This window comes from Enterobacter genomosp. O (assembly GCF_001022965.1).
GTDB classification, from domain to species: domain Bacteria; phylum Pseudomonadota; class Gammaproteobacteria; order Enterobacterales; family Enterobacteriaceae; genus Enterobacter; species Enterobacter cloacae_L.
This window is the reverse complement of record NZ_LECZ01000021.1, coordinates 129,024-150,400: the sequence shown is the minus strand read 5'-3', so window position 1 is coordinate 150,400 and position 21,377 is coordinate 129,024. Positions and strand designations below refer to the sequence as shown.

The 21,377-nt window shown below is 57.5% G+C and carries 18 protein-coding genes; 12 read left to right on the top strand and 6 right to left on the bottom strand.

What is annotated here, in order from left to right:
* The first annotated feature begins 19 nt into the window (after positions 1-19).
* From yrfG to pckA, 4 genes are all read left to right on the top strand, one after another.
* Positions 20-703, top strand: coding sequence for a GMP/IMP nucleotidase (gene yrfG / locus ABR39_RS03180; RefSeq protein ID WP_047345742.1), 684 nt, complete (start codon positions 20-22; stop codon positions 701-703).
* The gene (gene hslR, locus ABR39_RS03175) at positions 700-1,101 is read left to right on the top strand and encodes a ribosome-associated heat shock protein Hsp15 (RefSeq protein WP_047345741.1); all 402 of its coding nucleotides are present in this window, start codon (positions 700-702) and stop codon (positions 1,099-1,101) included. Before yrfG ends, hslR begins: the two co-directional genes overlap by 4 nt.
* A gap of 24 nt (positions 1,102-1,125) precedes the next feature.
* Positions 1,126-2,004, top strand: a complete 879-nt coding sequence (gene hslO / locus ABR39_RS03170) for an Hsp33 family molecular chaperone HslO (RefSeq protein WP_023309492.1) — start codon at positions 1,126-1,128, stop codon at positions 2,002-2,004.
* A gap of 365 nt (positions 2,005-2,369) precedes the next feature.
* Positions 2,370-3,989 (top strand): phosphoenolpyruvate carboxykinase (ATP), encoded by a 1,620-nt coding sequence (pckA, locus tag ABR39_RS03165; protein ID WP_047345740.1) that lies wholly within the window; start codon positions 2,370-2,372, stop codon positions 3,987-3,989.
* Positions 3,990-4,085: 96 nt separating this feature from the next.
* On the opposite strand, the gene envZ is transcribed toward pckA, so the two are convergent.
* Positions 4,086-5,432, bottom strand: a complete 1,347-nt coding sequence (envZ, locus tag ABR39_RS03160; RefSeq protein WP_029882169.1) for a two-component system sensor histidine kinase EnvZ — start codon at positions 5,430-5,432, stop codon at positions 4,086-4,088.
* Entirely contained in the window at positions 5,429-6,148 is a 720-nt protein-coding gene (ompR, locus tag ABR39_RS03155; RefSeq protein WP_001157751.1) for an osmolarity response regulator transcription factor OmpR, read from the bottom strand. The genes envZ and ompR overlap by 4 nt, the downstream gene beginning before the upstream one ends.
* Positions 6,149-6,380: 232 nt before the next feature.
* Here ompR and greB point away from each other — a divergent pair, with 232 nt between their 5' ends.
* From greB to feoC, 5 genes are all read left to right on the top strand, one after another.
* The gene (gene greB / locus ABR39_RS03150) at positions 6,381-6,854 is read left to right on the top strand and encodes a transcription elongation factor GreB (RefSeq protein WP_003861614.1); all 474 of its coding nucleotides are present in this window, start codon (positions 6,381-6,383) and stop codon (positions 6,852-6,854) included.
* Positions 6,855-6,941: 87 nt separating this feature from the next.
* Positions 6,942-9,272, top strand: a complete 2,331-nt coding sequence (locus ABR39_RS03145; protein ID WP_047345739.1) for a Tex family protein — start codon at positions 6,942-6,944, stop codon at positions 9,270-9,272.
* Between the two features lie 281 nt (positions 9,273-9,553).
* On the top strand, positions 9,554-9,781 hold the full coding sequence (gene feoA, locus ABR39_RS03140; RefSeq protein WP_008503050.1) for a ferrous iron transporter A: 228 nt from the start codon (positions 9,554-9,556) through the stop codon (positions 9,779-9,781).
* A gap of 29 nt (positions 9,782-9,810) precedes the next feature.
* The gene (feoB, locus tag ABR39_RS03135; protein WP_047345738.1) at positions 9,811-12,129 is read left to right on the top strand and encodes a Fe(2+) transporter permease subunit FeoB; all 2,319 of its coding nucleotides are present in this window, start codon (positions 9,811-9,813) and stop codon (positions 12,127-12,129) included.
* A gap of 10 nt (positions 12,130-12,139) precedes the next feature.
* Positions 12,140-12,376 (top strand): [Fe-S]-dependent transcriptional repressor FeoC, encoded by a 237-nt coding sequence (gene feoC / locus ABR39_RS03130; protein WP_047345737.1) that lies wholly within the window; start codon positions 12,140-12,142, stop codon positions 12,374-12,376.
* A gap of 33 nt (positions 12,377-12,409) precedes the next feature.
* Here feoC and ABR39_RS03125 read toward each other — a convergent pair whose 3' ends face one another.
* Positions 12,410-12,679, bottom strand: coding sequence for a YdgH/BhsA/McbA-like domain containing protein (locus tag ABR39_RS03125; RefSeq protein WP_047345736.1), 270 nt, complete (start codon positions 12,677-12,679; stop codon positions 12,410-12,412).
* 111 nt (positions 12,680-12,790) lie between these two features.
* Positions 12,791-13,564 (bottom strand): pimeloyl-ACP methyl ester esterase BioH, encoded by a 774-nt coding sequence (gene bioH / locus ABR39_RS03120; RefSeq protein WP_047345735.1) that lies wholly within the window; start codon positions 13,562-13,564, stop codon positions 12,791-12,793.
* 36 nt (positions 13,565-13,600) lie between these two features.
* Between bioH and gntX the strand changes: the two genes are divergently transcribed.
* The 3 genes from gntX to gntT all read left to right on the top strand — a co-directional run bounded on the left by gntX (position 13,601) and on the right by gntT (position 16,626).
* A complete protein-coding gene (gene gntX, locus ABR39_RS24065) occupies positions 13,601-14,284 on the top strand; it encodes a DNA utilization protein GntX (protein WP_048339015.1) in 684 nt (227 codons plus the stop codon).
* Between the two features lie 61 nt (positions 14,285-14,345).
* On the top strand, positions 14,346-14,921 hold the full coding sequence (gene nfuA / locus ABR39_RS03110) for a Fe-S biogenesis protein NfuA (RefSeq protein ID WP_003861601.1): 576 nt from the start codon (positions 14,346-14,348) through the stop codon (positions 14,919-14,921).
* A 388-nt stretch (positions 14,922-15,309) separates the two neighbouring features.
* Positions 15,310-16,626: a gluconate transporter gene (gene gntT / locus ABR39_RS03105; RefSeq protein WP_047345733.1), complete on the top strand. Its 1,317-nt coding sequence runs from the start codon at positions 15,310-15,312 to the stop codon at positions 16,624-16,626.
* 111 nt (positions 16,627-16,737) lie between these two features.
* Here gntT and malQ read toward each other — a convergent pair whose 3' ends face one another.
* Together malQ and malP are read right to left on the bottom strand one after the other, a co-directional pair.
* On the bottom strand, positions 16,738-18,816 hold the full coding sequence (gene malQ / locus ABR39_RS03100) for a 4-alpha-glucanotransferase (RefSeq protein ID WP_047345732.1): 2,079 nt from the start codon (positions 18,814-18,816) through the stop codon (positions 16,738-16,740).
* A 9-nt stretch (positions 18,817-18,825) separates the two neighbouring features.
* Positions 18,826-21,219 carry a maltodextrin phosphorylase gene (malP, locus tag ABR39_RS03095; protein ID WP_047345731.1) on the bottom strand — a complete coding sequence of 798 codons (2,394 nt, stop codon included), beginning with the start codon at positions 21,217-21,219 and terminating at the stop codon, positions 18,826-18,828.
* Between the last annotated feature and the right edge of the window lie 158 nt (positions 21,220-21,377).

Genomic DNA, 21,377 nt, shown 5'->3' with positions numbered 1-21,377 from the left:
TCTGGCTGGAGTTCCCCTTATGCATCTTGATATCGCCTGGCAGGAGGTTGATACCGTTCTGCTGGATATGGACGGCACGCTGCTCGATCTCGCCTTTGATAACTACTTCTGGCAAAAGCTGGTTCCTGAAACCTATGGCGAACAACAGGGTATCTCCCCGGCAGAAGCACAGGCATTCATTCGTTCGCAATATAGCGCCGTGCAACATACGCTAAACTGGTACTGTCTTGACTACTGGAGCGAACGCCTCGGTCTGGACATTTGCGCCATGACCACCGCCCAGGGCCCACGCGCCGTTTTGCGCGAGGATACGGTTCCGTTCCTGGATGCGCTGAAAGCGAGCGGCAAGCGCCGCATTTTGCTGACCAACGCGCATCCACATAACCTGGCGGTGAAGCTGGAGCATACGGGGCTTGCATCGCACCTTGATTTATTACTTTCCACCCACACATTTGGTTATCCGAAAGAGGATCAGCGTTTGTGGCATGCGGTGAAGGAAGAGACGGGTTTGCAGCCAGAACGCACGCTGTTCATTGATGACAGTGAACCCATTCTGGATTCCGCGGCTAAGTTTGGCATTCGCTACTGTCTGGGCGTTACCAATCCTGACTCGGGCCTGGCTGAAAAAAGCTATCTGCGCCATCCGGGACTGAACGACTATCGCCAGATGATCCCCTCACTAACCGTGAAGGAGACGCCATGAAAGAAAAACCCTCTGACGGGGTAAGACTGGATAAATGGCTGTGGGCAGCGCGTTTTTATAAAACTCGCGCCCTTGCCCGCGAGATGGTTGACGGCGGTAAAGTGCATTACAACGGGCAGCGCAGCAAACCGAGCAAGCTGGTTGAGCTGAATGCCACCTTAACGCTGCGTCAGGGCAACGATGAGCGTACGGTAGTGATCAAAGCCATTACCGAACAACGACGCCCCGCAGCAGAAGCCGTACTGCTGTATGAAGAGACGGCGGAAAGCATTGAAAAGCGCGAGAAAACCGCGCTGGCGCGCAAAATGAACGCGCTGACCATGCCCCACCCGGACCGGCGACCGGATAAAAAAGAGCGCCGCGATCTGATGAAATTTAAACACGGTGAGACCGAGTAAGCCTCACCTGCACGAGAGACTATTATGGCCCAACACGACCAATTACACCGCTATCTGTTTGAACAATTCGCCGTGCGCGGCGAGCTGGTCACCGTATCCGAAACCTGGAAACAGATTCTGGAAAACCACAACTACCCGCTGCCGGTGAAGACCCTGTTGGGCGAACTGCTGGTTGCCACCAGCCTGCTGACGGCGACGCTGAAATTTGCCGGTGATATCACCGTGCAGCTGCAGGGTGACGGGCCGATGACGCTGGCGGTAATCAACGGCAATAACCAGCAGCAGATGCGCGGCGTGGCGCGCGTTCAGGGCGACGTGCCTGAAAATGCAGACCTCAAAACGCTGGTGGGTAATGGCTACCTGGTGATCACTATCTCCCCGGAAGAAGGTGAACGCTATCAGGGCGTGGTGGGTCTGGAAGGCGATACCCTCGCGGCCTGCCTGGAAGATTACTTCATGCGTTCTGAACAGCTGCCAACGCGTCTGTTTATCCGCACCGGTGAAGTGGACGGCCAGCCTGCTGCGGGCGGCATGCTGCTCCAGGTGCTGCCTGCGCAGGATGCACAGACCAATGATTTTGAGCACCTGGCAACGCTGACCGAAACCATCAAAGCGGAAGAGTTGTTCAACCTGTCGGCAACCGACGTCCTGTGGCGTCTGTACCACGAAGAAGAAGTGACAGTCTACGACCCGCAGTCCGTGGAATTTAAGTGCACCTGCTCACGCGAGCGCTGCGCTGGCGCGCTGAAAACCCTGCCGGACGAAGAGATCGACAGCATCATGGCGGAAGATGGCGAAATTGATATGCACTGTGACTACTGCGGTACGCACTACGTATTCAATTCGATGGATATCGCTGAGATCCGCAACAACGCCTCCCCGGCGGATCCGCAGGTTCACTGATCCCCGCTGTCCGTTACCCTTATCCAGTTCCCTCTCCCTCCGGGAGAGGGTTAGGGTGAGGGGTAAAAAACCCCCCAAAAGCTGAATCGTTTTCATAATGTAACTCTTACGTAACTTTCTTACGTGTATGCGATTACATTCACATTCTCTCCGATAAAATCACCAGCCTTTAACCTTTTCGGAACATTTTCCCCAACCAAAAAGCGATTCCTGCGATAATCCGCCTGCACTGTGACTGGAGTCGCAGCGTTTTCCGTTAGTAAGGGTTTTGTCCAGATGCGTAAATCTATGAGCCCCGTCGCGGTTAACAACCTCAGAAAAACCCTACAATTTCAGGCAGTACATATTGGCTAAGGAGCAGTGATATGCGTGTTACTGGTTTAACCCCGCAAGATCTCAAGGCTTATGGTATTCACGACGTCCAGGAAATCGTCTACAACCCCGACTACGATACGCTGTATCAGGAAGAGCTCAATCCAGCACTGGAAGGATACGAGCGCGGTGTGTTGACGAATCTTGGTGCTATCGCCGTCGATACCGGTATTTTTACCGGTCGTTCGCCGAAAGATAAGTATATCGTCCGAGACGAAACCACCCGCGATACGCTGTGGTGGGCTGACAAGGGCAAAGGGAAGAACGACAACAAACCGCTCTCTCCGGAAACCTGGCAGCACCTGAAAGGGCTCGTCACCCATCAACTTTCCGGCAAGCGTCTGTTCATTGTCGACGCTTTCTGCGGCGCTAACGCCGACACCCGTCTTTCCGTACGCTTTATTACCGAAGTGGCCTGGCAGGCGCATTTCGTGAAAAACATGTTCATTCGTCCAACCGACGAAGAACTGCAGGATTTCACCCCTGATTTCATCGTGATGAATGGCGCGAAATGCACGAACCCACAGTGGAAAGAGCAGGGTCTGAACTCCGAAAACTTTGTTGCCTTCAACCTGACCGAGCGTATCCAGCTGATCGGCGGTACCTGGTACGGTGGCGAAATGAAGAAAGGGATGTTCTCCGTCATGAACTACCTGCTGCCGCTGCGGGGCATCGCCTCCATGCACTGCTCGGCGAACGTCGGGGAAAAAGGCGACGTGGCGGTGTTCTTTGGCCTTTCCGGCACCGGGAAAACTACGCTGTCCACCGATCCAAAACGTCGTCTGATTGGCGATGACGAACACGGTTGGGATGACGACGGCGTATTCAACTTTGAAGGCGGCTGCTACGCGAAGACTATTCGTTTGTCCGAAGAGGCCGAGCCGGATATCTTCCATGCCATCCGTCGCGATGCGCTGCTGGAAAACGTCACCGTGCGTGCCGACGGCTCCATCGACTTCGACGATGCGTCGAAAACGGAAAACACCCGCGTCTCTTACCCGATCTACCACATCGACAATATCGTTAAGCCGGTGTCAAAAGCGGGCCATGCCACGAAGGTCATTTTCCTGACGGCAGATGCGTTCGGCGTGCTGCCTCCGGTGTCTCGCCTGACCGCCAGCCAGACGCAGTACCACTTCCTCTCCGGCTTCACCGCGAAGCTGGCCGGTACCGAGCGCGGTGTGACGGAGCCAACTCCGACCTTCTCCGCCTGCTTCGGCGCGGCCTTCCTGTCGCTGCACCCGACGCAGTACGCTGAAGTGCTGGTGAAACGCATGCAGGCATCCGGCGCGCAGGCGTACCTGGTGAACACCGGCTGGAACGGCACCGGCAAACGTATCTCTATCAAAGATACCCGCGCCATTATCGACGCCATTCTGGATGGTTCTCTGGACGACGCCGAAACCTTCACGCTGCCGATGTTTGACCTGGCCATCCCAACGTCGCTGCCGGGCGTGGATACGCATATCCTCGACCCGCGCAATACGTACGGCTCGCCGGAGCAGTGGCGTGAGAAAGCGGAATCGCTGGCGAAGCTGTTTATTGAAAACTTCGAGAAGTACACCGATACCCCGGCAGGTGAAGCGCTGGTGAGTGCGGGACCGAAGCTGTAGGTAAAAGCAAAAAGGCAACGAAAGTTGCCTTTTTTAATGTTTTCACCCTCTCCCCGTGGGAGAGGGCCGGGGTGAGGGCATCAGGCCGCACCCCGATTAACCCTCTTTCACCTGCCCCCGCGTGACCGGCACCGGCAACCAGGCGCGAATGCTCAAACCGCCCCGCTCGCTGGTACCAATCTCCAGCAACCCGTTATGGTTATCCACAATGCGCTGCACAATCGCCAGGCCTAAGCCTGTTCCGCTGGTGCTGCGCGCGCTGTCGCCGCGCACAAACGGCTGGAACAGATGCTTACGCTGCTCGGGCTTAATGCCGGGACCATCGTCTTCCACCTGGAACCAGGCGCGGTTGAGTTCAGACCCGCTGCTGACCTTAATCCAGCCATTACCGTAGCGCGCCGCGTTGACCACCATATTCGCCACCGCGCGCTTAATGGAGAGCGGGTGCATGCGCACCTGAATTTCGCCCGCCTGAAGGTCAGTATCAATTTCACGCTCATAGCCACTTTCCGCAGCCACCACTTCGCCCAGCACCGCGTTCAGATCGGCCATCTCCATTGGCATCTCCTGCCCGGTGCGCAGGTAGTCAATAAACTGCTCGATGATGGCGTTACACTCTTCGATGTCCTTGTTAATGGACTCGGCAAGGTAACCGTCCTCTTCCCCCATCATCTCCGTCGCCAGGCGAATACGCGTGAGCGGCGTGCGCAGGTCATGGCTAACCCCCGCCATCAGCAGCGTACGGTCATCCGCCAGCTGCTTCACACCTGCCGCCATATGGTTAAACGCACGCGTTACCGAACGGACCTCCGAGGCGCCATACTCGCGCAGCGGAGGAGGAATAATCCCTTTACCGACCTGCAGCGCAGCGTGCTCCAGGTCGACCAACGGTCGGTTCTGTATACGAATAAACAGCCAGGCACCGCCTATCGCCAATAGCATAATCGCCAGGGTATAGCGGAACAGCGGCGAGAAATCGCCCTGATGGATCTCGGTCAGCGGGACGCGCACCCAGATGTTGGGTGACAGCCAGGTTTTCAGCCAGACGACGGGCGAGCTTTTGTTTACCTCAACGCGCACTTCCGTTGGGCCGCCCAGCTGCTGCGCCATCTGCTGGCTGAGAAATTCGTAGTGCTGCGCCCAGCGCAGGCCCGCGTCTTCTGCCGCTTCATTGGAGTAGAGCGAAATGCCGAGCTCACGGTAGATTTCACGACGAAACGCCGGGGGTACAACCAGCTGCGTGCCGTCTTCCAGCTGCAGCTTATCGGTCATCAGCATACGGACTTCATATGCCAGGACCTTATTAAACTGCTGGAGGCTCGGCAGAATCGCAAAGTTCAACACGACCAGGTAGGTCGTCACCAGGCTGACGAACAGCAAGGTGACGATCAGTAACAGGGTGCGGGCAAACGAGCTTCGCGGCGAGAAGCGCATTCGCCTCATGCTTTAGAGCCGTCCGGGACGAATACGTAGCCCAGACCCCAAACGGTCTGAATATAACGAGGATGCGCCGGATCTTCTTCCACCATGCGGCGCAGACGGGAGATCTGCACGTCGATGGAGCGTTCCATTGCGGAGTATTCGCGGCCACGCGCGAGGTTCATCAGCTTGTCACGGGAAAGTGGTTCACGCGGGTGGCTAACCAGCGCCTTCAGTACCGCAAACTCGCCGCTGGTGAGCGGCATGGGCTCGTCTTCACGGAACATCTCACGCGTGCCGAGGTTCAGCTTGAACTTACCGAATGCGATAACGGCCTCTTCCTGCGACGGTGCGCCAGGCAGTTCGTTCGCCTGACGACGCAGCACGGCGCGAATACGCGCCAGCAGCTCACGCGGATTAAACGGTTTTGGAATGTAGTCATCCGCGCCGATTTCGAGGCCCACGATACGGTCAACCTCCTCGCCCTTCGCCGTCACCATGATGATCGGCATCGGGTTGCTCTGGCTGCGCAGACGGCGACAGATAGAGAGCCCGTCTTCCCCAGGCAGCATCAGGTCGAGAACCATCAGGTGGAAAGATTCACGGGTCAGCAGACGGTCCATCTGCTCAGCGTTCGCGACGCTACGAACCTGGAAGCCCTGCTCGGTCAGATAACGCTCCAGCAGCGCACGGAGGCGCATGTCGTCATCCACGACCAGAATTTTGTAGTTCTCTTGCATTGTGTGTACTCCCAAAGGTTCGGATAGTCTAATAACAGCGTATTCTAAAAAAGTGCACGTGTTCGACCAGCTAATTCTGGTATAAATTCTAGTCGAAATTGTTACAAAGCATATTTAACAGCAGCTTATCTGCACATTTCATCACATAAATCATTATTAACGCTGTCTGTTACGCTATGTGATACGTAATGTGCGCAAGGTTTGCAATGATGTCGAGTCTGAAGGTCACCTAATGAAAACGCCCCTGATCACCCGCGAAGGGTACGAAAAACTCAAAAAAGAGATGGATTACCTGTGGCGCGAAGAGCGTCCTGAAGTGACCAAAAAGGTTACATGGGCGGCAAGCCTGGGCGATCGCAGCGAAAATGCTGACTACCAGTACAACAAAAAGCGGCTGCGCGAAATTGACCGCCGGGTTCGCTATCTGACGAAGTGCCTCGAGAACCTCAAAATCGTCGATTACTCCCCGCAGCAGGAGGGTAAAGTGTTCTTCGGCGCATGGGTTGAGATAGAAAACGACAACGGCGACACCCTGCGTTTTCGCATTGTCGGCTACGATGAAATTTTTGGCCGTAAGGATTACATCTCTATCGACTCTCCGATGGCCCGCGCGCTGCTGAAAAAGGAAGTGGGCGACCTGGCCGTCGTTCAGACCCCCGCCGGTGAAGCCAGCTGGTACGTCAATGAGATCGTCTACGTAAAATAGTCCGAGAGCGCCCTCCCCGGCTGGCATTTTGCCGTGTCAGCCCGTATAACTATCCCCTGATTTTTCGACTCAACAGATGATAAAGCCATGATGAAAGATTCGCTCTGCCGCATTATTGCGGGTGATATTCAGGCCAGAGCCGAACAGGTAGAAGCTGCCGTTCGCCTGCTTGATGAAGGGAACACCGTGCCGTTTATTGCGCGCTATCGTAAGGAAGTCACCGGCGGTCTGGATGACACGCAGCTGCGTAACCTGGAGACCCGTCTGGGTTATCTGCGCGAACTGGAAGAACGTCGTCAGGCGATCCTCAAATCCATCGGCGAACAGGGCAAGCTGACCGGCGAGCTGGAAAGCGCCATTAACGGCACCCTGAGCAAAACCGAACTCGAAGACCTCTATCTGCCGTACAAGCCAAAGCGCCGCACGCGCGGGCAGATTGCCATTGAAGCAGGTCTTGAGCCGCTGGCCGACCTGCTGTGGAACGCGCCGTCACACGATCCGGAAACCGAAGCGGCGAAATTTATCGACGCCGACAAAGGCGTCGCGGACACCAAGGCCGCGCTCGATGGCGCACGCTACATTCTGATGGAGCGCTTCGCCGAAGACGCTGCCCTGCTCGCCAAAGTGCGTGATTACCTGTGGAAGAACGCACACATCGTCTCTACCGTCGTCGCGGGCAAAGAGGAAGAGGGCGCGAAATTCCGCGACTACTTCGATCACCACGAACCGATTTCTACCACTCCTTCTCACCGCGCGCTGGCGATGTTCCGCGGCCGCAACGAAGGCGTGCTGCAGCTCTCCCTGAACGCCGACCCACAGTTTGACGAGCCGCCGAAAGAGAGCCACTGCGAGCAGATCATCATCGACCATCTTGGCCTGCGCCTGAACAACGCCCCGGCAGACAGCTGGCGCAAAGGCGTGGTGAGCTGGACCTGGCGCATCAAGGTGCTGATGCACCTGGAAACCGAGCTGATGGGCACCGTGCGCGAGCGCGCCGAAGATGAAGCCATCAACGTCTTCGCCCGTAACCTGCACGACCTGCTGATGGCCGCCCCTGCCGGCCTGCGCGCCACCATGGGTCTCGATCCGGGCCTGCGTACCGGCGTGAAGGTTGCCGTGGTTGACGGCACCGGCAAGCTTGTCGCTACCGACACTATTTACCCGCACACCGGTCAGGCAGCGAAAGCGGCCGTCGTGGTGGCCGCGCTGTGCGAGAAGTACAACGTGGAGCTGGTCGCCATCGGCAACGGTACGGCGTCCCGCGAAACCGAACGTTTCTACCTCGACGTGCAGAAGCAGTTCCCGAAAGTGACGGCGCAGAAAGTGATCGTCAGCGAAGCGGGGGCGTCCGTCTATTCCGCGTCAGAGCTGGCGGCGCAGGAGTTCCCGGACCTGGACGTTTCCCTGCGCGGTGCGGTCTCTATCGCTCGCCGCCTGCAGGATCCGCTGGCGGAACTGGTGAAGATCGACCCGAAATCCATCGGCGTGGGCCAGTATCAGCACGACGTGAGCCAGACTCAGCTGGCGCGCAAGCTGGATGCGGTTGTGGAAGACTGCGTAAACGCCGTCGGCGTTGACCTGAACACCGCTTCCGTTCCTCTGCTGACCCGCGTGGCGGGCTTAACGCGCATGATGGCGCAGAATATCGTCGCCTGGCGCGATGAGAACGGCCAGTTCCAGAACCGCCAGCAGCTGCTGAAGGTGAGCCGTCTCGGACCAAAAGCGTTTGAGCAGTGCGCGGGCTTCCTGCGCATCAACCACGGTGATAACCCGCTGGATGCCTCCACCGTTCACCCGGAAGCGTACCCGGTGGTAGAACGCATTCTGGCCGCCACCCAGCAGGCGCTGAAAGACCTGATGGGCGACAACAGCGCCCTGCGCAACCTGAAAGCCGTGGATTTCACCGACGATAAATTTGGTGTGCCAACCGTCACCGACATCATCAAAGAGCTGGAAAAACCGGGCCGCGATCCGCGTCCTGAGTTCAAAACGGCGACCTTTGCCGACGGCATCGAGACCATGAACGATCTGCTGCCGGGCATGGTTCTGGAAGGCGCGGTAACGAACGTTACCAACTTTGGCGCGTTTGTGGATATCGGCGTGCATCAGGATGGTCTGGTGCATATCTCATCCCTTGCCGACAAGTTCGTGGAAGACCCACACACCGTGGTCAAAGCGGGCGACATCGTGAAGGTAAAAGTGCTGGAAGTGGATCTGCAGCGCAAGCGTATCGCCCTGACCATGCGTCTGGACGAGCAGCCGGGGGAAACCAACGCGCGCCGTGGCGGCAATGGCGGTGGCCGCGAGCAGCAGCGCCCAGCCGCTAAAGCCGCGAAACCGCGCGGACGCGATGCCCAGCCAGCAGGTAACAGCGCGATGATGGATGCGCTGGCGGCCGCGATGGGTAAGAAACGCTAAACCCTCACCCTAACCCTCTCCCTACAGGGGAGAGGGAATAATATTGTGCCGTAATATATGAAACCGATTGCACAGCCATATTTAAACCACTAATTATCACCCCGTTAACAAATAATCCCCTTTTCGTTTTCCCTTCATTTCAGCAAATATTGAGCAAGGTCAAACAGGCCGTAAATTAATACCGCAAACAACATTCCGTCACAGTTTTAATATTGCTGATAAAAACTATTCTCATTATCATCCCATAGTAGATAATTTAACCTTTCGTGGAATCAGGCATTATGCAATTCACTCCAGACAGTGCATGGAAGATTACCGGTTTTACCCGCGAAATTAGCCCTGCCTATCGGCAGAAGCTGCTGTCACTGGGCATGCTGCCCGGCTCGTCATTCCAGGTGGTACGCGTGGCGCCGCTCGGCGATCCGGTTCATATCGAAACCCGCCGCGTGAATCTGGTACTGCGTAAGAAAGACCTCGCATTAATTGAAGTCGAAGCCTTATCCCGATAACAAGCCAGCGGTTTCAGTGAGTCTAAAAAATGAAAAAGTTAACTATTGGCTTAATTGGCAATCCTAATTCCGGCAAGACCACGCTTTTTAACCAGCTGACGGGAGCCCGTCAGCGCGTAGGTAACTGGGCCGGCGTAACGGTCGAGCGTAAAGAGGGCCAGTTCACGACGACCGACAACCAGGTCACGCTGGTTGACCTCCCCGGCACCTATTCCTTAACCACCATTTCGTCGCAAACCTCGCTCGATGAGCAAATTGCCTGCCACTATATTCTTGGCGGCGACGCGGACCTGCTGATCAACGTGGTCGATGCCTCCAACCTCGAGCGTAACCTTTATCTGACGCTACAGCTGCTGGAGCTGGGGATCCCCTGCATCGTGGCGCTCAACATGCTCGACATTGCGGAGAAACAAAAGCTGCGCATCGACGTCGATGCCCTCTCCGCGCGCCTCGGGTGCCCGGTCGTTCCGCTGGTCTCGACGCGCGCTCGCGGGATTGATGCGCTGAAGCTGGCCATCGATCGCCACGCGGGCAACCGCGACGTTGAGCTGGTGCATTATGCGAAGCCCCTCCTGCGCGAAGCCAATATGCTGGCGCAGGAGATGGACAACAGCATGCCTGCGAAACAGCGTTTGTGGCTCGGTCTGCAGATGCTGGAAGGCGATATCTACAGCCGGGCTTACGCCGGACATGCGGCTGATAAACTGGACGTAACGATAGCCCGCCTTCGCGACGAGCTGGACGACCCGGCGCTGCACATCGCCGATGCGCGTTACCAGGCCATCGCCTCGATCTGCGACGTGGTCAGCAACGCCCTCACGGCGGAACCCAGCCGCTTTACGGCTGCGGTGGATAAGGTCGTGCTTAACCGCTTCCTCGGCCTGCCCGTCTTCCTGCTGGTGATGTACGTGATGTTCCTGCTCGCCATTAACATCGGTGGCGCACTGCAGCCCATTTTCGATGCCGGTTCCGTGGCGATCTTCGTGCACGGTATTCAGTGGGTGGGTTACACCCTGCACTTCCCGGAATGGCTAACCATCTTCCTCGCACAGGGACTCGGCGGCGGTATCAACACCGTTCTGCCGCTGGTGCCGCAGATCGGCATGATGTATCTGTTCCTCTCGTTCCTGGAAGACTCCGGCTACATGGCGCGCGCCGCGTTCGTGATGGACCGTCTGATGCAGGCGCTGGGCCTGCCGGGTAAATCCTTCGTCCCGCTGATTGTCGGCTTCGGCTGTAACGTCCCGTCGGTGATGGGTGCACGTACGCTTGATGCGCCGCGCGAGAGGCTGATGACCATCATGATGGCGCCATTTATGTCCTGCGGCGCGCGTCTGGCCATCTTTGCCGTCTTTGCCGCCGCTTTCTTTGGTCAGCAGGGCGCGCTGGCGGTCTTCTCGCTGTATGTGCTGGGTATCGTGATGGCGATCCTGACCGGCTTAATGCTGAAACACACGATCATGCGCGGCGAAGCCTCGCCGTTTGTGATGGAGCTGCCGGTGTATCACGTACCGCATCTGAAAAGCCTGGTGATCCAGACCTGGCAGCGCCTGAAAGGCTTTGTGCTGCGCGCCGGTAAGGTGATTGTCATCGTCAGTATTTTCCTGAGCGCGCTGAACAGCTTCACCCTCAGCGGTCAGGCGGCAGATAACATCAACGACTCGGCCCTTGCCTCCGTCAGCCGCGTCATCACCCCGGTCTTCAAACCGATTGGCGTGCATGAGGATAACTGGCAGGCAACCGTCGGGCTGTTCACCGGCGCGATGGCGAAAGAGGTGGTTGTCGGCACCCTGAACACGCTCTATACCGCAGAGAACATTCAGGAGCAGGAGTTTAATCCGGCAGAGTTCCATCTGGGGCATGAACTGCTGGGTGCCGTAGAGGAAACCTGGCAGAGCCTGAAAGACACCTTCAGCCTGAGCGTGCTGGCCAACCCGATTGAAGCCAGCAAAGGCGACGGCGAAATGGCGACGGGTGCCATGGGCGTGATGAGCGAGAAATTTGGCAGCGCGTCCGCGGCCTATAGCTACCTCATCTTCGTGCTGCTCTACATTCCGTGCATCTCCGTGATGGGGGCGATTGCCCGCGAGTCCAGCCGCGGCTGGATGGGCTTCTCCATCCTGTGGGGGTTAAACATTGCGTACTCGCTGGCGACGCTCTTCTATCAGACCGTTAACTTCAGCCAGCACCCGCGCTACAGCCTGGTCTGCATCCTCGCGGTGGTTCTGTTTAACGCGATCGTTCTCGGCCTGCTGCGGCGCGCGCGCAGCCGCGTCGATATCGACCTGCTGGCTAATCGTAAAACCGCCGCGACCTGCTGCAGCAGCCCGGCGGGCGACTGTCACTAAGGAGCACGCAATGGCATCGTTGATTCAGGTTCGTGACCTGCTGGCGCTACAGGGGCGGATGGAGGCCAGACAATTAAGCCTCACCCTGCATACGCCGCAGCCGATGATCGATGCCATGCTGGAAAGGCTTGAAGCGATGGGGAAAGCCGTGCGGATTCAGGAAGACGCGGACGGCTGCCTCTCCGGCAGTTGTAAAAGCTGTCCGGAAGGCAAAGCCTGCCTCAGGGAGTGGTGGTCACTGCGCTAATAAAGCCGGGCACTGATGCCCGGCTTTATCGTATTACTTATACACGTCCGCCGTTGCGCGCACGTTTTTGGTCTGCTTTTCAGCACTGGTAACAACGTAGTACGTCCCACCCAGCTCATCCGCTTTCTTCGACAGTTCTGCTCTTGCATCCATCGGCGCGGTGGTGTCAGACGTAGAAATCTCACCAACTTTGGTCAGATTCATTCCTGCAACTTTATCTTTTTCCAGCTCTTTTGCCGCAAAGGCGCCAAATGAAAGTGACCCAATAACCAGAGAAGTGACAATACCTGTAACAAGTTTCATAGCCTGACTCTCCATAGGATTGTTGTTTTGATTATCGTAGGCAGAACAACCGCAACGACAACTGGAGTATGGTTGCGGTGTGTTACTTTTTCCAGGTTGGATGGAAAATAATCAGTCGAAACGTTGACTTAACGCAATGAGCGCTGAACAAAACTCCGCCGGATGAGAGATAAACGGGGCGTGCGCGGCTTTGGCAATGACCTGCGATTCGCTGTCCGGCCAGAGCGCATCCAGGAGCGGCACCACTTTGCGCGGCACAAGGCCGTCGAGGTAGCCATAGATGCGCAGGTGCGGCACTGCCAGCGAGGCCAGCGGCTCGCGCAGGTCAACGGTTTTCAAGATCTCCAGCCCGCCGTTAAGCACCTCTACGTCCGGCATCGGCAGGGAAAGCACGGTCTGCTTCAGCGTTCTCGCATCCTGACGCGCGGTTTCCGTGCCCATCGTCTGCAGGGCGAGGAAGCGCTCTACGGTCCGCTGGAAATCCTCGCTCAGCTGCTGCTGGAAACTCGCCAGCACGTCAGGCTTTATGCCCGGCCACGCCTCTTGCGCGCTAAAGCATGGCGATGAAGCCACGGTCACCAGCGCCTTCACGCGTTCGGGCTGCGACAGCGCAATCTGGCTCGCCACCAGCCCGCCCAGGCTCCAGCCGAGCCAGATGGCGTTTTGCGGCGCTGCGTCCAGAACCTGTTGCGCCATCTCATCAAGCGACATCGCCCCAAAACCGCGGCTGCGGCCAAAACCGGGTAAGTCCACCAGATGCAGCGTGAAATGCGAGGCAAGTTCCTCACTTATGCAATGCCATACTTCTGCATTCAGGCCCCATCCGTGCAGCAGCACAAGATGGCAATTTCCTGTCCCTGCACTCTGCCACCACAGCGTCTTCATCAGTTACTGTTCTCTTTTTTCACATGGAGGTTGCACATGCTAACAGTGCCCGGCGCGTGCTGGCTATGCCAAATGCCGCTTGCACTCAGCGGATGGGGCATCTGCTCCGTCTGCACGCGATCGCTGGAAGGGCGAATCGCGACCTGCCCACAGTGTGGTTTACCGGCCACAAACCCCGTTCTGCCCTGCGGCCGTTGCCTGAAAAAATCCCCGCCGTGGAGCGCGCTGGTAGCCGTGGATGATTATGTTCCACCGCTGAGCAGGCTTATTCACGCGCTGAAGTTTTCCGGCCAGAGTTCCCTGGCACCGCCCCTTGCCCGCCTGCTATTGCTGGCGGTTTTGCAGGCACGTCGTCAGCGGGGACTGCCGAAAATCGACAGGCTGGTGAATGTGCCCTTATACCGACGCCGGCACTGGCGACGCGGCTATAACCAGAGCGATCTCATCTGCCGCCCCCTCGCCCGATGGCTCGGCTGTCGGTATGACGCCAGCGCGCTCACGCGCGTTCATGCCACCGCCATCCAGCACCAGCTCAGCGCCCGGCTTCGCAAAAGAAACCTCAAAAATGCCTTTCGCCTTGAATTGCCGGTCGACGGTCTCAATATCGCGATTGTGGATGATGTCGTCACCACGGGCAGTACCGTTGCTGAACTTTCCCGACTGCTTTTGCGAAGCGGCGCCGCGTCGGTTCAGGTATGGTGTCTGTGCCGTACCTTGTAGCCCTTCTTCAATGGGCGTATGATTATACCCAGGTAATTTAGTCAACTATTAGGCCAAAGCTATGATCCGTATTTCCGATTCTGCACAAGCGCACTTTGCCAAACTGCTGGCAAATCAGGAAGAAGGGACGCAGATCCGCGTGTTTGTGATTAATCCAGGCACTCCGAATGCAGAATGTGGTGTTTCTTATTGTCCTCCGGACGCTGTGGAAGCCACTGACACTGCCCTTAAATTTGAACAGCTCACCGCCTACGTTGATGAGCTGAGCGCACCGTATCTTGAAGATGCGGAGATCGACTTCGTCACCGATCAGTTGGGTTCTCAGCTGACCCTGAAAGCGCCGAACGCGAAAATGCGTAAAGTGTCTGACGATGCCCCACTGATGGAGCGCGTTGAGTATCTGCTGCAATCCCAGATCAACCCGCAGCTGGCTGGCCACGGCGGTCGTGTTTCCCTGATGGAAATCACGGAAGACGGTCTGGCGATCCTGCAGTTCGGCGGCGGCTGTAACGGCTGTTCCATGGTGGATGTGACCCTGAAAGAAGGGATCGAGAAGCAGCTGCTGAACGAATTCCCGGAACTGAAAGGCGTGCGCGACCTGACCGAACACCAGCGCGGCGAGCACTCCTACTACTAATTCAGTGCCCGTCTGTATTGCCCGGTGGCGCTGCGCTTACCGGGCCTACAAAAAAAGTGCGGTCTGATGCCCTCACCCCGTCCCTCTCCCACGGGAGAGGGTGAAAACATTAAAAACGGTAACCTCATGGTTACCGTTTTGCGTTTACCTCCATATGTTGACCTGCGTCTCATAATTCAAATTTAGCCTCCCAGGGTGATTCTCAATCGCGTCATGTTACCCGTATCATTCTCGTGGGCACTCAGCATCCTTATAACAGCCGACTAAACTTAATGGTTTCGACGGCATCAGTATGAGTGCCGTTAACACTCTGTTCCCAGTTGGGACAATCGGAATTTGTCGTTGAAACAATGACGTTACCCATAACAATTCAAAGGCCAGGTAAATCATGCCATTAGTCATCGTTGCTATCGGTGTTGTGTTATTACTGCTCTTGATGATCCGTTTCAAAATGAACGGATTTATCGCTCTGGTTCTGGTGGCACTTGCAGTCGGTCTGATGCAAGGGATGCCGCTGGTGAAAGTTATCAGCTCGATTAAAGCCGGCGTCGGCGGCACGCTCGGCAGCCTGGCGTTGATCATGGGCTTCGGCGCTATGCTCGGCAAAATGCTGGCGGACTGCGGTGGCGCGCAGCGTATTGCCACCACGCTTATCGAAAAATTTGGCAAAAAGAACATTCAGTGGGCAGTGGTGTTAACCGGTTTTACCGTCGGTTTCGCGCTGTTCTATGAAGTGGGCTTCGTGCTGATGCTGCCGCTGGTGTTCACCATCGCCGCCGCGGCCAACATCCCGCTGCTGTTCGTCGGTGTGCCAATGGCTGCGGCGCTGTCCGTTACCCACGGCTTCCTGCCGCCACACCCGGGCCCAACCGCTATCGCGACCATCTTCCACGCGGATATGGGTAAAACCCTGCTGTTCGGTACGATTCTGGCGATCCCAACGGTAATCCTGGCTGGCCCTGTTTATGCCCGCTTCCTGAAAGGCATTGATAAGCCTATCCCGGAAGGTCTGTACAGCGCCAAAACCTTCACCGAAGAAGAGATGCCAGGCTTTGGCGTCAGCGTCTGGACTTCTCTGGTACCGGTTATCCTGATGGCGATGCGCGCCGTGGCGGAGATGATCCTGCCGAAAGGTCATCCGTTCCTGTCCGTTGCCGAGTTCCTGGGTGACCCGGTGATGGCGACCCTGATTGCGGTCCTGATCGCGATGTTCACCTTCGGTCTGAACCGCGGCCGCTCAATGGATCAGATTAACGACACGCTGACCTCGTCCATCAAAATCATTGCCATGATGCTCCTGATCATCGGCGGTGGCGGTGCGTTCAAGCAGGTTCTGGTCGACAGCGGCGTGGACAAATACATCGCGGCCATGATGCACGAAACCAACGTGTCGCCGCTCCTGATGGCCTGGTCCATCGCCGCAGTGCTGCGTATTGCGCTGGGCTCTGCGACCGTTGCGGCGATCACCGCAGGCGGTATCGTTGCGCCGCTGATTGCTACAACAGGCGTAAGCCCTGAGCTGATGGTTATCGCGGTGGGTTCCGGTAGCGTGATTTTCTCTCACGTAAACGATCCGGGCTTCTGGCTGTTCAAGGAGTACTTCAACCTGACGATCGGTGAAACCATCAAGTCCTGGTCCGCGCTGGAAACCATTATTTCGGTGTGCGGTCTGGTCGGGGTGCTGCTGTTGAATATGGTGGTTTGATGTCATAAGTCGGGTGGCGGCTTCGCCTTACCCGACCTACTCGCTCCATGTAGGCCCGGTAAGCGTAGCGCCACCGGGCAATAAAAAACCCGCCACTGGCGGGTTTTTTTATCACTTCTTCGCGGCTGCTTTTCGCCGCTTGTCCAAATCCTTAATCAGCCTGTTCACCCCGTCATCGGCAAACATCGTCTCAAGCGTGATGGACAGCTTGCGACGCCAGTTCTTGTACTGATAGCTGGTGCCCGGAATGTTCACCGGCTCCGCCATATCAATCCAGTCTTCCGGCTGCAGGCCCAGCAGGGCACTGTTGCTGTCGGCAATGTAACGCTGCAAACCACGGTTGAGCGTGGGGGTCATGGACATCAGCGACGCCTTATGCCCGGCACGTTTCGGCAGGCAGCCCTGCTTGTGCAGCGCGTCCAGCAGCCCCTGTTTGGAGAGCTCGCGATCCTGGTACAGACCGCGCAGGACCTCTTCATCAGGATACAGGCCCAGCGTTTTGCCGAGCGTCAGATCGCCGCTTTCCCAATAGCCACGAAGCGTAGGAAGGTCATGCGTCGTCGCGACTGCCATTGACTGTTCAGGGTACGCTTTCGGCGCGCGGAAGGTTTTCTCATGGTCGTTTTCAAAATAGAGCACTTTATAGGAGTAAACGCCGCTGTCGCGGAGCTTGCTGACAATTTCCACCGGCACGGTACCGAGATCTTCACCGATCACCATGCACTGATGGCGCTTGCTTTCCAGCGCCAGGATCGACAGCAGATCGTCAACCGGATACTGCACGTACGCCCCGTGATCCGCCGTTTCACCGTATGGGATCCACCACAGGCGCAACACGGACATCACGTGGTCGATACGCAGCGCGCCGCAGTTCTGCATGTTGGCGCGCAGCAGGTCGATAAACGGCTCGTACGCGCGCGCCGCCATTACGTGCGGATCCATCGGCGGCAGGCCCCAGTTCTGGCCGAGCGGGCCCAGGATATCCGGTGGCGCACCGACGGAGGCCTTCAGGCAGTAGAGTTCACGGTCGCACCAGGTTTCCGCGCCACCCTCGGCCACGCCGACGGCCAGGTCGCGATACAGGCCAATCGGCATCTTGTAGCCCTGGCTCACCTGCCAGCAGGCTGCAAACTGGCTGTACGCCAGCCACTGCAGCCACAGGTAGAAGTCCACTTCATCCGCGTATTTTTTACAGAACGCTTTTACTTCAGGCGTGTCGACGGACTGATACGCTTCCGGCCAGACCGGCCAGCCCCAGCGCATTTCGTCCTCTTTCACCTGATACGCATGCAGCGCATCAAATGCCGCCTGCCAGTACAGGCTCTCGCCCTCCTGCGTCACAAACTGGCGGAACGCGGCCATCTGCTCGTCATCGCGCTGCGAAAAGCCTTTCCACGCCAGACGCAGTGCGGCCATTTTCAGCGCCGTAACGGTAGAATAGTCCACCCAGTCCGCGTCGCGCGCCTGCTTCAGCGCCTGCTGCGTGGTGCTGAGTTTCCACCACGCCTGCGCCTCTTTGCTGTTTTTGAAGTCATCTAACGCGTTAACGTCGATATAAATCACGTTCAGCCAGCGGCGGGACGACGGGCTATACGGGCTGGCGCTCTCCGGGTTGGCCGGATAAAGCGCGTGGATCGGGTTGAGGCCGATAAACGCGCCGCCGCGCTCCCCCACAGAGGCCAGCATCTTTTTCAGGTCGCCAAAATCACCGATACCCCAGTTGCTTTCGGAACGCAGGGTGTAGAGCTGCACGCAGGCGCCCCACAGCTTTTTGCCCTCAAGCAACGCCTGCGGCTCATAGCAGCGTTTTGGCGCGACGATCACCCGGCAATGGAAACGCTGGTCATCCTGGGTGAGCGTTAAGGTGTGGTAGCCCTCCGGCAGCTTCGCCGGAAGGTTAAGGGTTTTACCGCCGGTGGCGTGGCCTTTGTGCTGCTGGCCGTCTTCGGTGGTGAGCAGCCAGTTAAACTCGCCGCGCCCCTCCACCGCCAGCGGCATCTTTTTACCCGAGGTGAAAACCTTCACGTTCGGGACCGGCGCAACCGACGCTTTCGCGTCGGTTTTGTGCATGGCATCCAGCAAACGTCTTTTGGTGTCGGCGCCAATAGACTGCGGTTTGCCGTGAGCATTAATGTAACTGAGGCTGATCCCCGCCGCCTGCGCGGCGCTGTCCAGACGTTTACTCTCCATCGCGCTTCCTTAGCGTTTTGCCTGCCAGATACGGGCCTGATAATCACGGATTGAACGGTCAGAGCTGAACATGCCGCAGCGGGCGGTGTTCAGGATGCACGCCCGGGTCCACGCTTCCTGGTCGCGATACAGCACGTCGACCTGTTTTTGCGCTTCCACATAGGCCGTGAAATCTGCCATCACCAGATACGGGTCACCGCCGTGTTTGTCCATGCTGTGCAGCATCTGGTCAAACGCGTGCTTGTCGCCGTCGCTGTATTTACCGCTTTCCAGCTCTTTCAGTACCGCATCGAGCACTTTGTCTTTCTTACGCCATTTCACCGGATCGTAGCCTTTGGCCTTAATGGCTTTTACCTCTTCTACGGTGTGGCCGAAGATAAAGATATTCTCTTCCCCCACCTTCTCGGCGATTTCGACGTTGGCCCCGTCGAGCGTGCCGACGGTCAGGGCACCGTTCAGCGCCAGCTTCATGTTGCCGGTACCGGACGCTTCTTTCCCTGCGGTCGAGATCTGCTCGGAAATATCCGCCGCCGGGATCAGCATTTCAGCCGCAGAGACGCAATAATCCGGCAGGAACACCACCTTCAGCTTGTCGCCCACTTTCGGATCGTTGTTGATCGCCGCCGCCACTTTATTAATGGCGAGGATGATGTTTTTCGCCAGGTAGTAACCCGGAGCCGCTTTCGCGCCAAACAAGAACACGCGCGGCACGCGGTCGGCCTGCGGGTTCTCACGGATCTCTTTGTACAGCGCCAGAATGTGCAGCAGGTTCAGGTGCTGGCGTTTGTATTCGTGCAGGCGCTTGATCTGAATATCGAAAATAGCATTCGGGTTGATCTCAATCCCGGTACGCGCCTTCACAAACGCCGCCAGGTGAACTTTGTTTTCCCGTTTGATGGCGCGGTACTGCTCGCGGAACTTCGCGTCATCGGCGTATTTTTCCAGGTTGATCAGCTGGTCCAGATCGTTGGCCCACTCTTTCTTCAGGGTTTTGTCCAGCAGACCGGCCAGCAGCGGGTTGCACTGCTTGATCCAGCGACGCGGCGTAATGCCGTTGGTCACGTTGTGGAATTTAGTCGGCCACAGCTGGTGGTATTCCGGGAACAGGTCTTTCACCACCAGATCCGAGTGCAGCGCCGCCACGCCGTTCACCGCAAAGCCGCTCACCACGCACATGTTCGCCATGCGTACCTGCTTGTCATGCACCACCGCCAGCTTCGCCCAGACCGCTTTGTCGCCCGGCCAGGTTTTATCCACCAGTTTTTTAAACTGGTCGTTAATCTTGTTGACGATCTGCATGTGGCGCGGCAGCAGCGCTTTCACCAGCTTCTCATCCCAGCACTCCAGCGCTTCTGGCATCAGGGTGTGGTTGGTGTAGGCGAAGGTGCGGCTGGTAATCGCCCAGGCGTCATCCCAGCTCAGCTGGTGCTCGTCGATCAGCACGCGCAGCAGTTCAGGGATGGCAATGGTCGGGTGCGTGTCGTTGAGCTGAATCACTTCGAAGTCCGGCAGCTGCGCCAGCTTGCGGCCCGCCAGGTGATGGCGACGCAGAATGTCCGCCACGGAGCAGGCGCACTGGAAGTACTGCTGCATCAGACGCAGCTTTTTACCCGCCAGGTGGTTGTCGTTCGGGTAGAGCACTTTGGTCAGCTTCTCGGCGTCGATACCCTGCTGCTCGGCGCGCAGGAAATCGCCGTCGTTGAATTTGGTCAGGTTAAAGGGATGCGCATGCTTCGCCTGCCACAGGCGCAGCGGCTGCGCCACGCCGTTACGGTAGCCGAGCACCGGCAGGTCCCAGGCTTCACCAGTAATGGTGAACGCCGGTTCCCAGAGGCCCTGCTTCGTGACTTTCCCGCCAATCCCCACCTGCACATCCAGCTGCGCGTTATGGCGGAACCACGGGTAGGTGTTGCGATGCCAGTCGTCCGGCGCTTCCATCTGATGGCCATCGGCAAATGACTGACGGAACAGGCCGTACTGATAGTTCAGGCCGTAGCCGATCGCCGACTGGCCGACGGTCGCCATGGAATCAAGGAAACAGGCCGCCAGACGCCCCAGACCACCGTTGCCCAGCGCGGGGTCAATCTCTTCTTCCAGCAGGTCGGTCAGATTAATGTCGTGCTCTTTCAGCACGTCCCCCACTTCCTGATACCAGCCGAGGTTCAACAGGTTATTGCCCGTCAGACGGCCAATCAGGAACTCCATTGAAATGTAGTTTACATGGCGCTGGCCTTTTACCGGTTTTGCCAGAGGTTGAGCATCCAGCTGCTCTGCGAGCGCACCGCTCACTGCCTGCCACCACTGGTGAGGCGTCATTTCGTTTGCAGCATGAAGGCCAAAACGCTGCCACTGACGCGTCAGGGCAGCCTGGAATTGAGCTTTGTTGAAGGTAGGCTGTGACATAGGGGATCGGCATCCTTTAGAAAGAAAACACAAGTTGGCGCTAGTGTGCCTGGCTCATTTCACCTCTTCCTCCTCCCGCAGGGGATTAGACAGGGAGGAGTAGCGGGGATGAGCGTAAAAGTGTGATCGAGGCCACTCTCAGAGCATAGTTCGAGTGT

Excerpts from the sequence above, each read along its gene's own strand:
- yrfG (WP_047345742.1), top strand. The coding sequence starts at position 20 with ATGCATCTTGATATCGCCTGGCAGGAGGTTGATACCGTTCTGCTGGAT.
- hslR (WP_047345741.1), top strand. The coding sequence starts at position 700 with ATGAAAGAAAAACCCTCTGACGGGGTAAGACTGGATAAATGGCTGTGG.
- hslO (WP_023309492.1), top strand. The coding sequence starts at position 1,126 with ATGGCCCAACACGACCAATTACACCGCTATCTGTTTGAACAATTCGCC.
- pckA (WP_047345740.1), top strand. The coding sequence starts at position 2,370 with ATGCGTGTTACTGGTTTAACCCCGCAAGATCTCAAGGCTTATGGTATT.
- envZ (WP_029882169.1), bottom strand. The coding sequence starts at position 5,432 with ATGAGGCGAATGCGCTTCTCGCCGCGAAGCTCGTTTGCCCGCACCCTG.
- ompR (WP_001157751.1), bottom strand. The coding sequence starts at position 6,148 with ATGCAAGAGAACTACAAAATTCTGGTCGTGGATGACGACATGCGCCTC.
- greB (WP_003861614.1), top strand. The coding sequence starts at position 6,381 with ATGAAAACGCCCCTGATCACCCGCGAAGGGTACGAAAAACTCAAAAAA.
- ABR39_RS03145 (WP_047345739.1), top strand. The coding sequence starts at position 6,942 with ATGATGAAAGATTCGCTCTGCCGCATTATTGCGGGTGATATTCAGGCC.
- feoA (WP_008503050.1), top strand. The coding sequence starts at position 9,554 with ATGCAATTCACTCCAGACAGTGCATGGAAGATTACCGGTTTTACCCGC.
- feoB (WP_047345738.1), top strand. The coding sequence starts at position 9,811 with ATGAAAAAGTTAACTATTGGCTTAATTGGCAATCCTAATTCCGGCAAG.
- feoC (WP_047345737.1), top strand. The coding sequence starts at position 12,140 with ATGGCATCGTTGATTCAGGTTCGTGACCTGCTGGCGCTACAGGGGCGG.
- ABR39_RS03125 (WP_047345736.1), bottom strand. The coding sequence starts at position 12,679 with ATGAAACTTGTTACAGGTATTGTCACTTCTCTGGTTATTGGGTCACTT.
- bioH (WP_047345735.1), bottom strand. The coding sequence starts at position 13,564 with ATGAAGACGCTGTGGTGGCAGAGTGCAGGGACAGGAAATTGCCATCTT.
- gntX (WP_048339015.1), top strand. The coding sequence starts at position 13,601 with ATGCTAACAGTGCCCGGCGCGTGCTGGCTATGCCAAATGCCGCTTGCA.
- nfuA (WP_003861601.1), top strand. The coding sequence starts at position 14,346 with ATGATCCGTATTTCCGATTCTGCACAAGCGCACTTTGCCAAACTGCTG.
- gntT (WP_047345733.1), top strand. The coding sequence starts at position 15,310 with ATGCCATTAGTCATCGTTGCTATCGGTGTTGTGTTATTACTGCTCTTG.
- malQ (WP_047345732.1), bottom strand. The coding sequence starts at position 18,816 with ATGGAGAGTAAACGTCTGGACAGCGCCGCGCAGGCGGCGGGGATCAGC.
- malP (WP_047345731.1), bottom strand. The coding sequence starts at position 21,219 with ATGTCACAGCCTACCTTCAACAAAGCTCAATTCCAGGCTGCCCTGACG.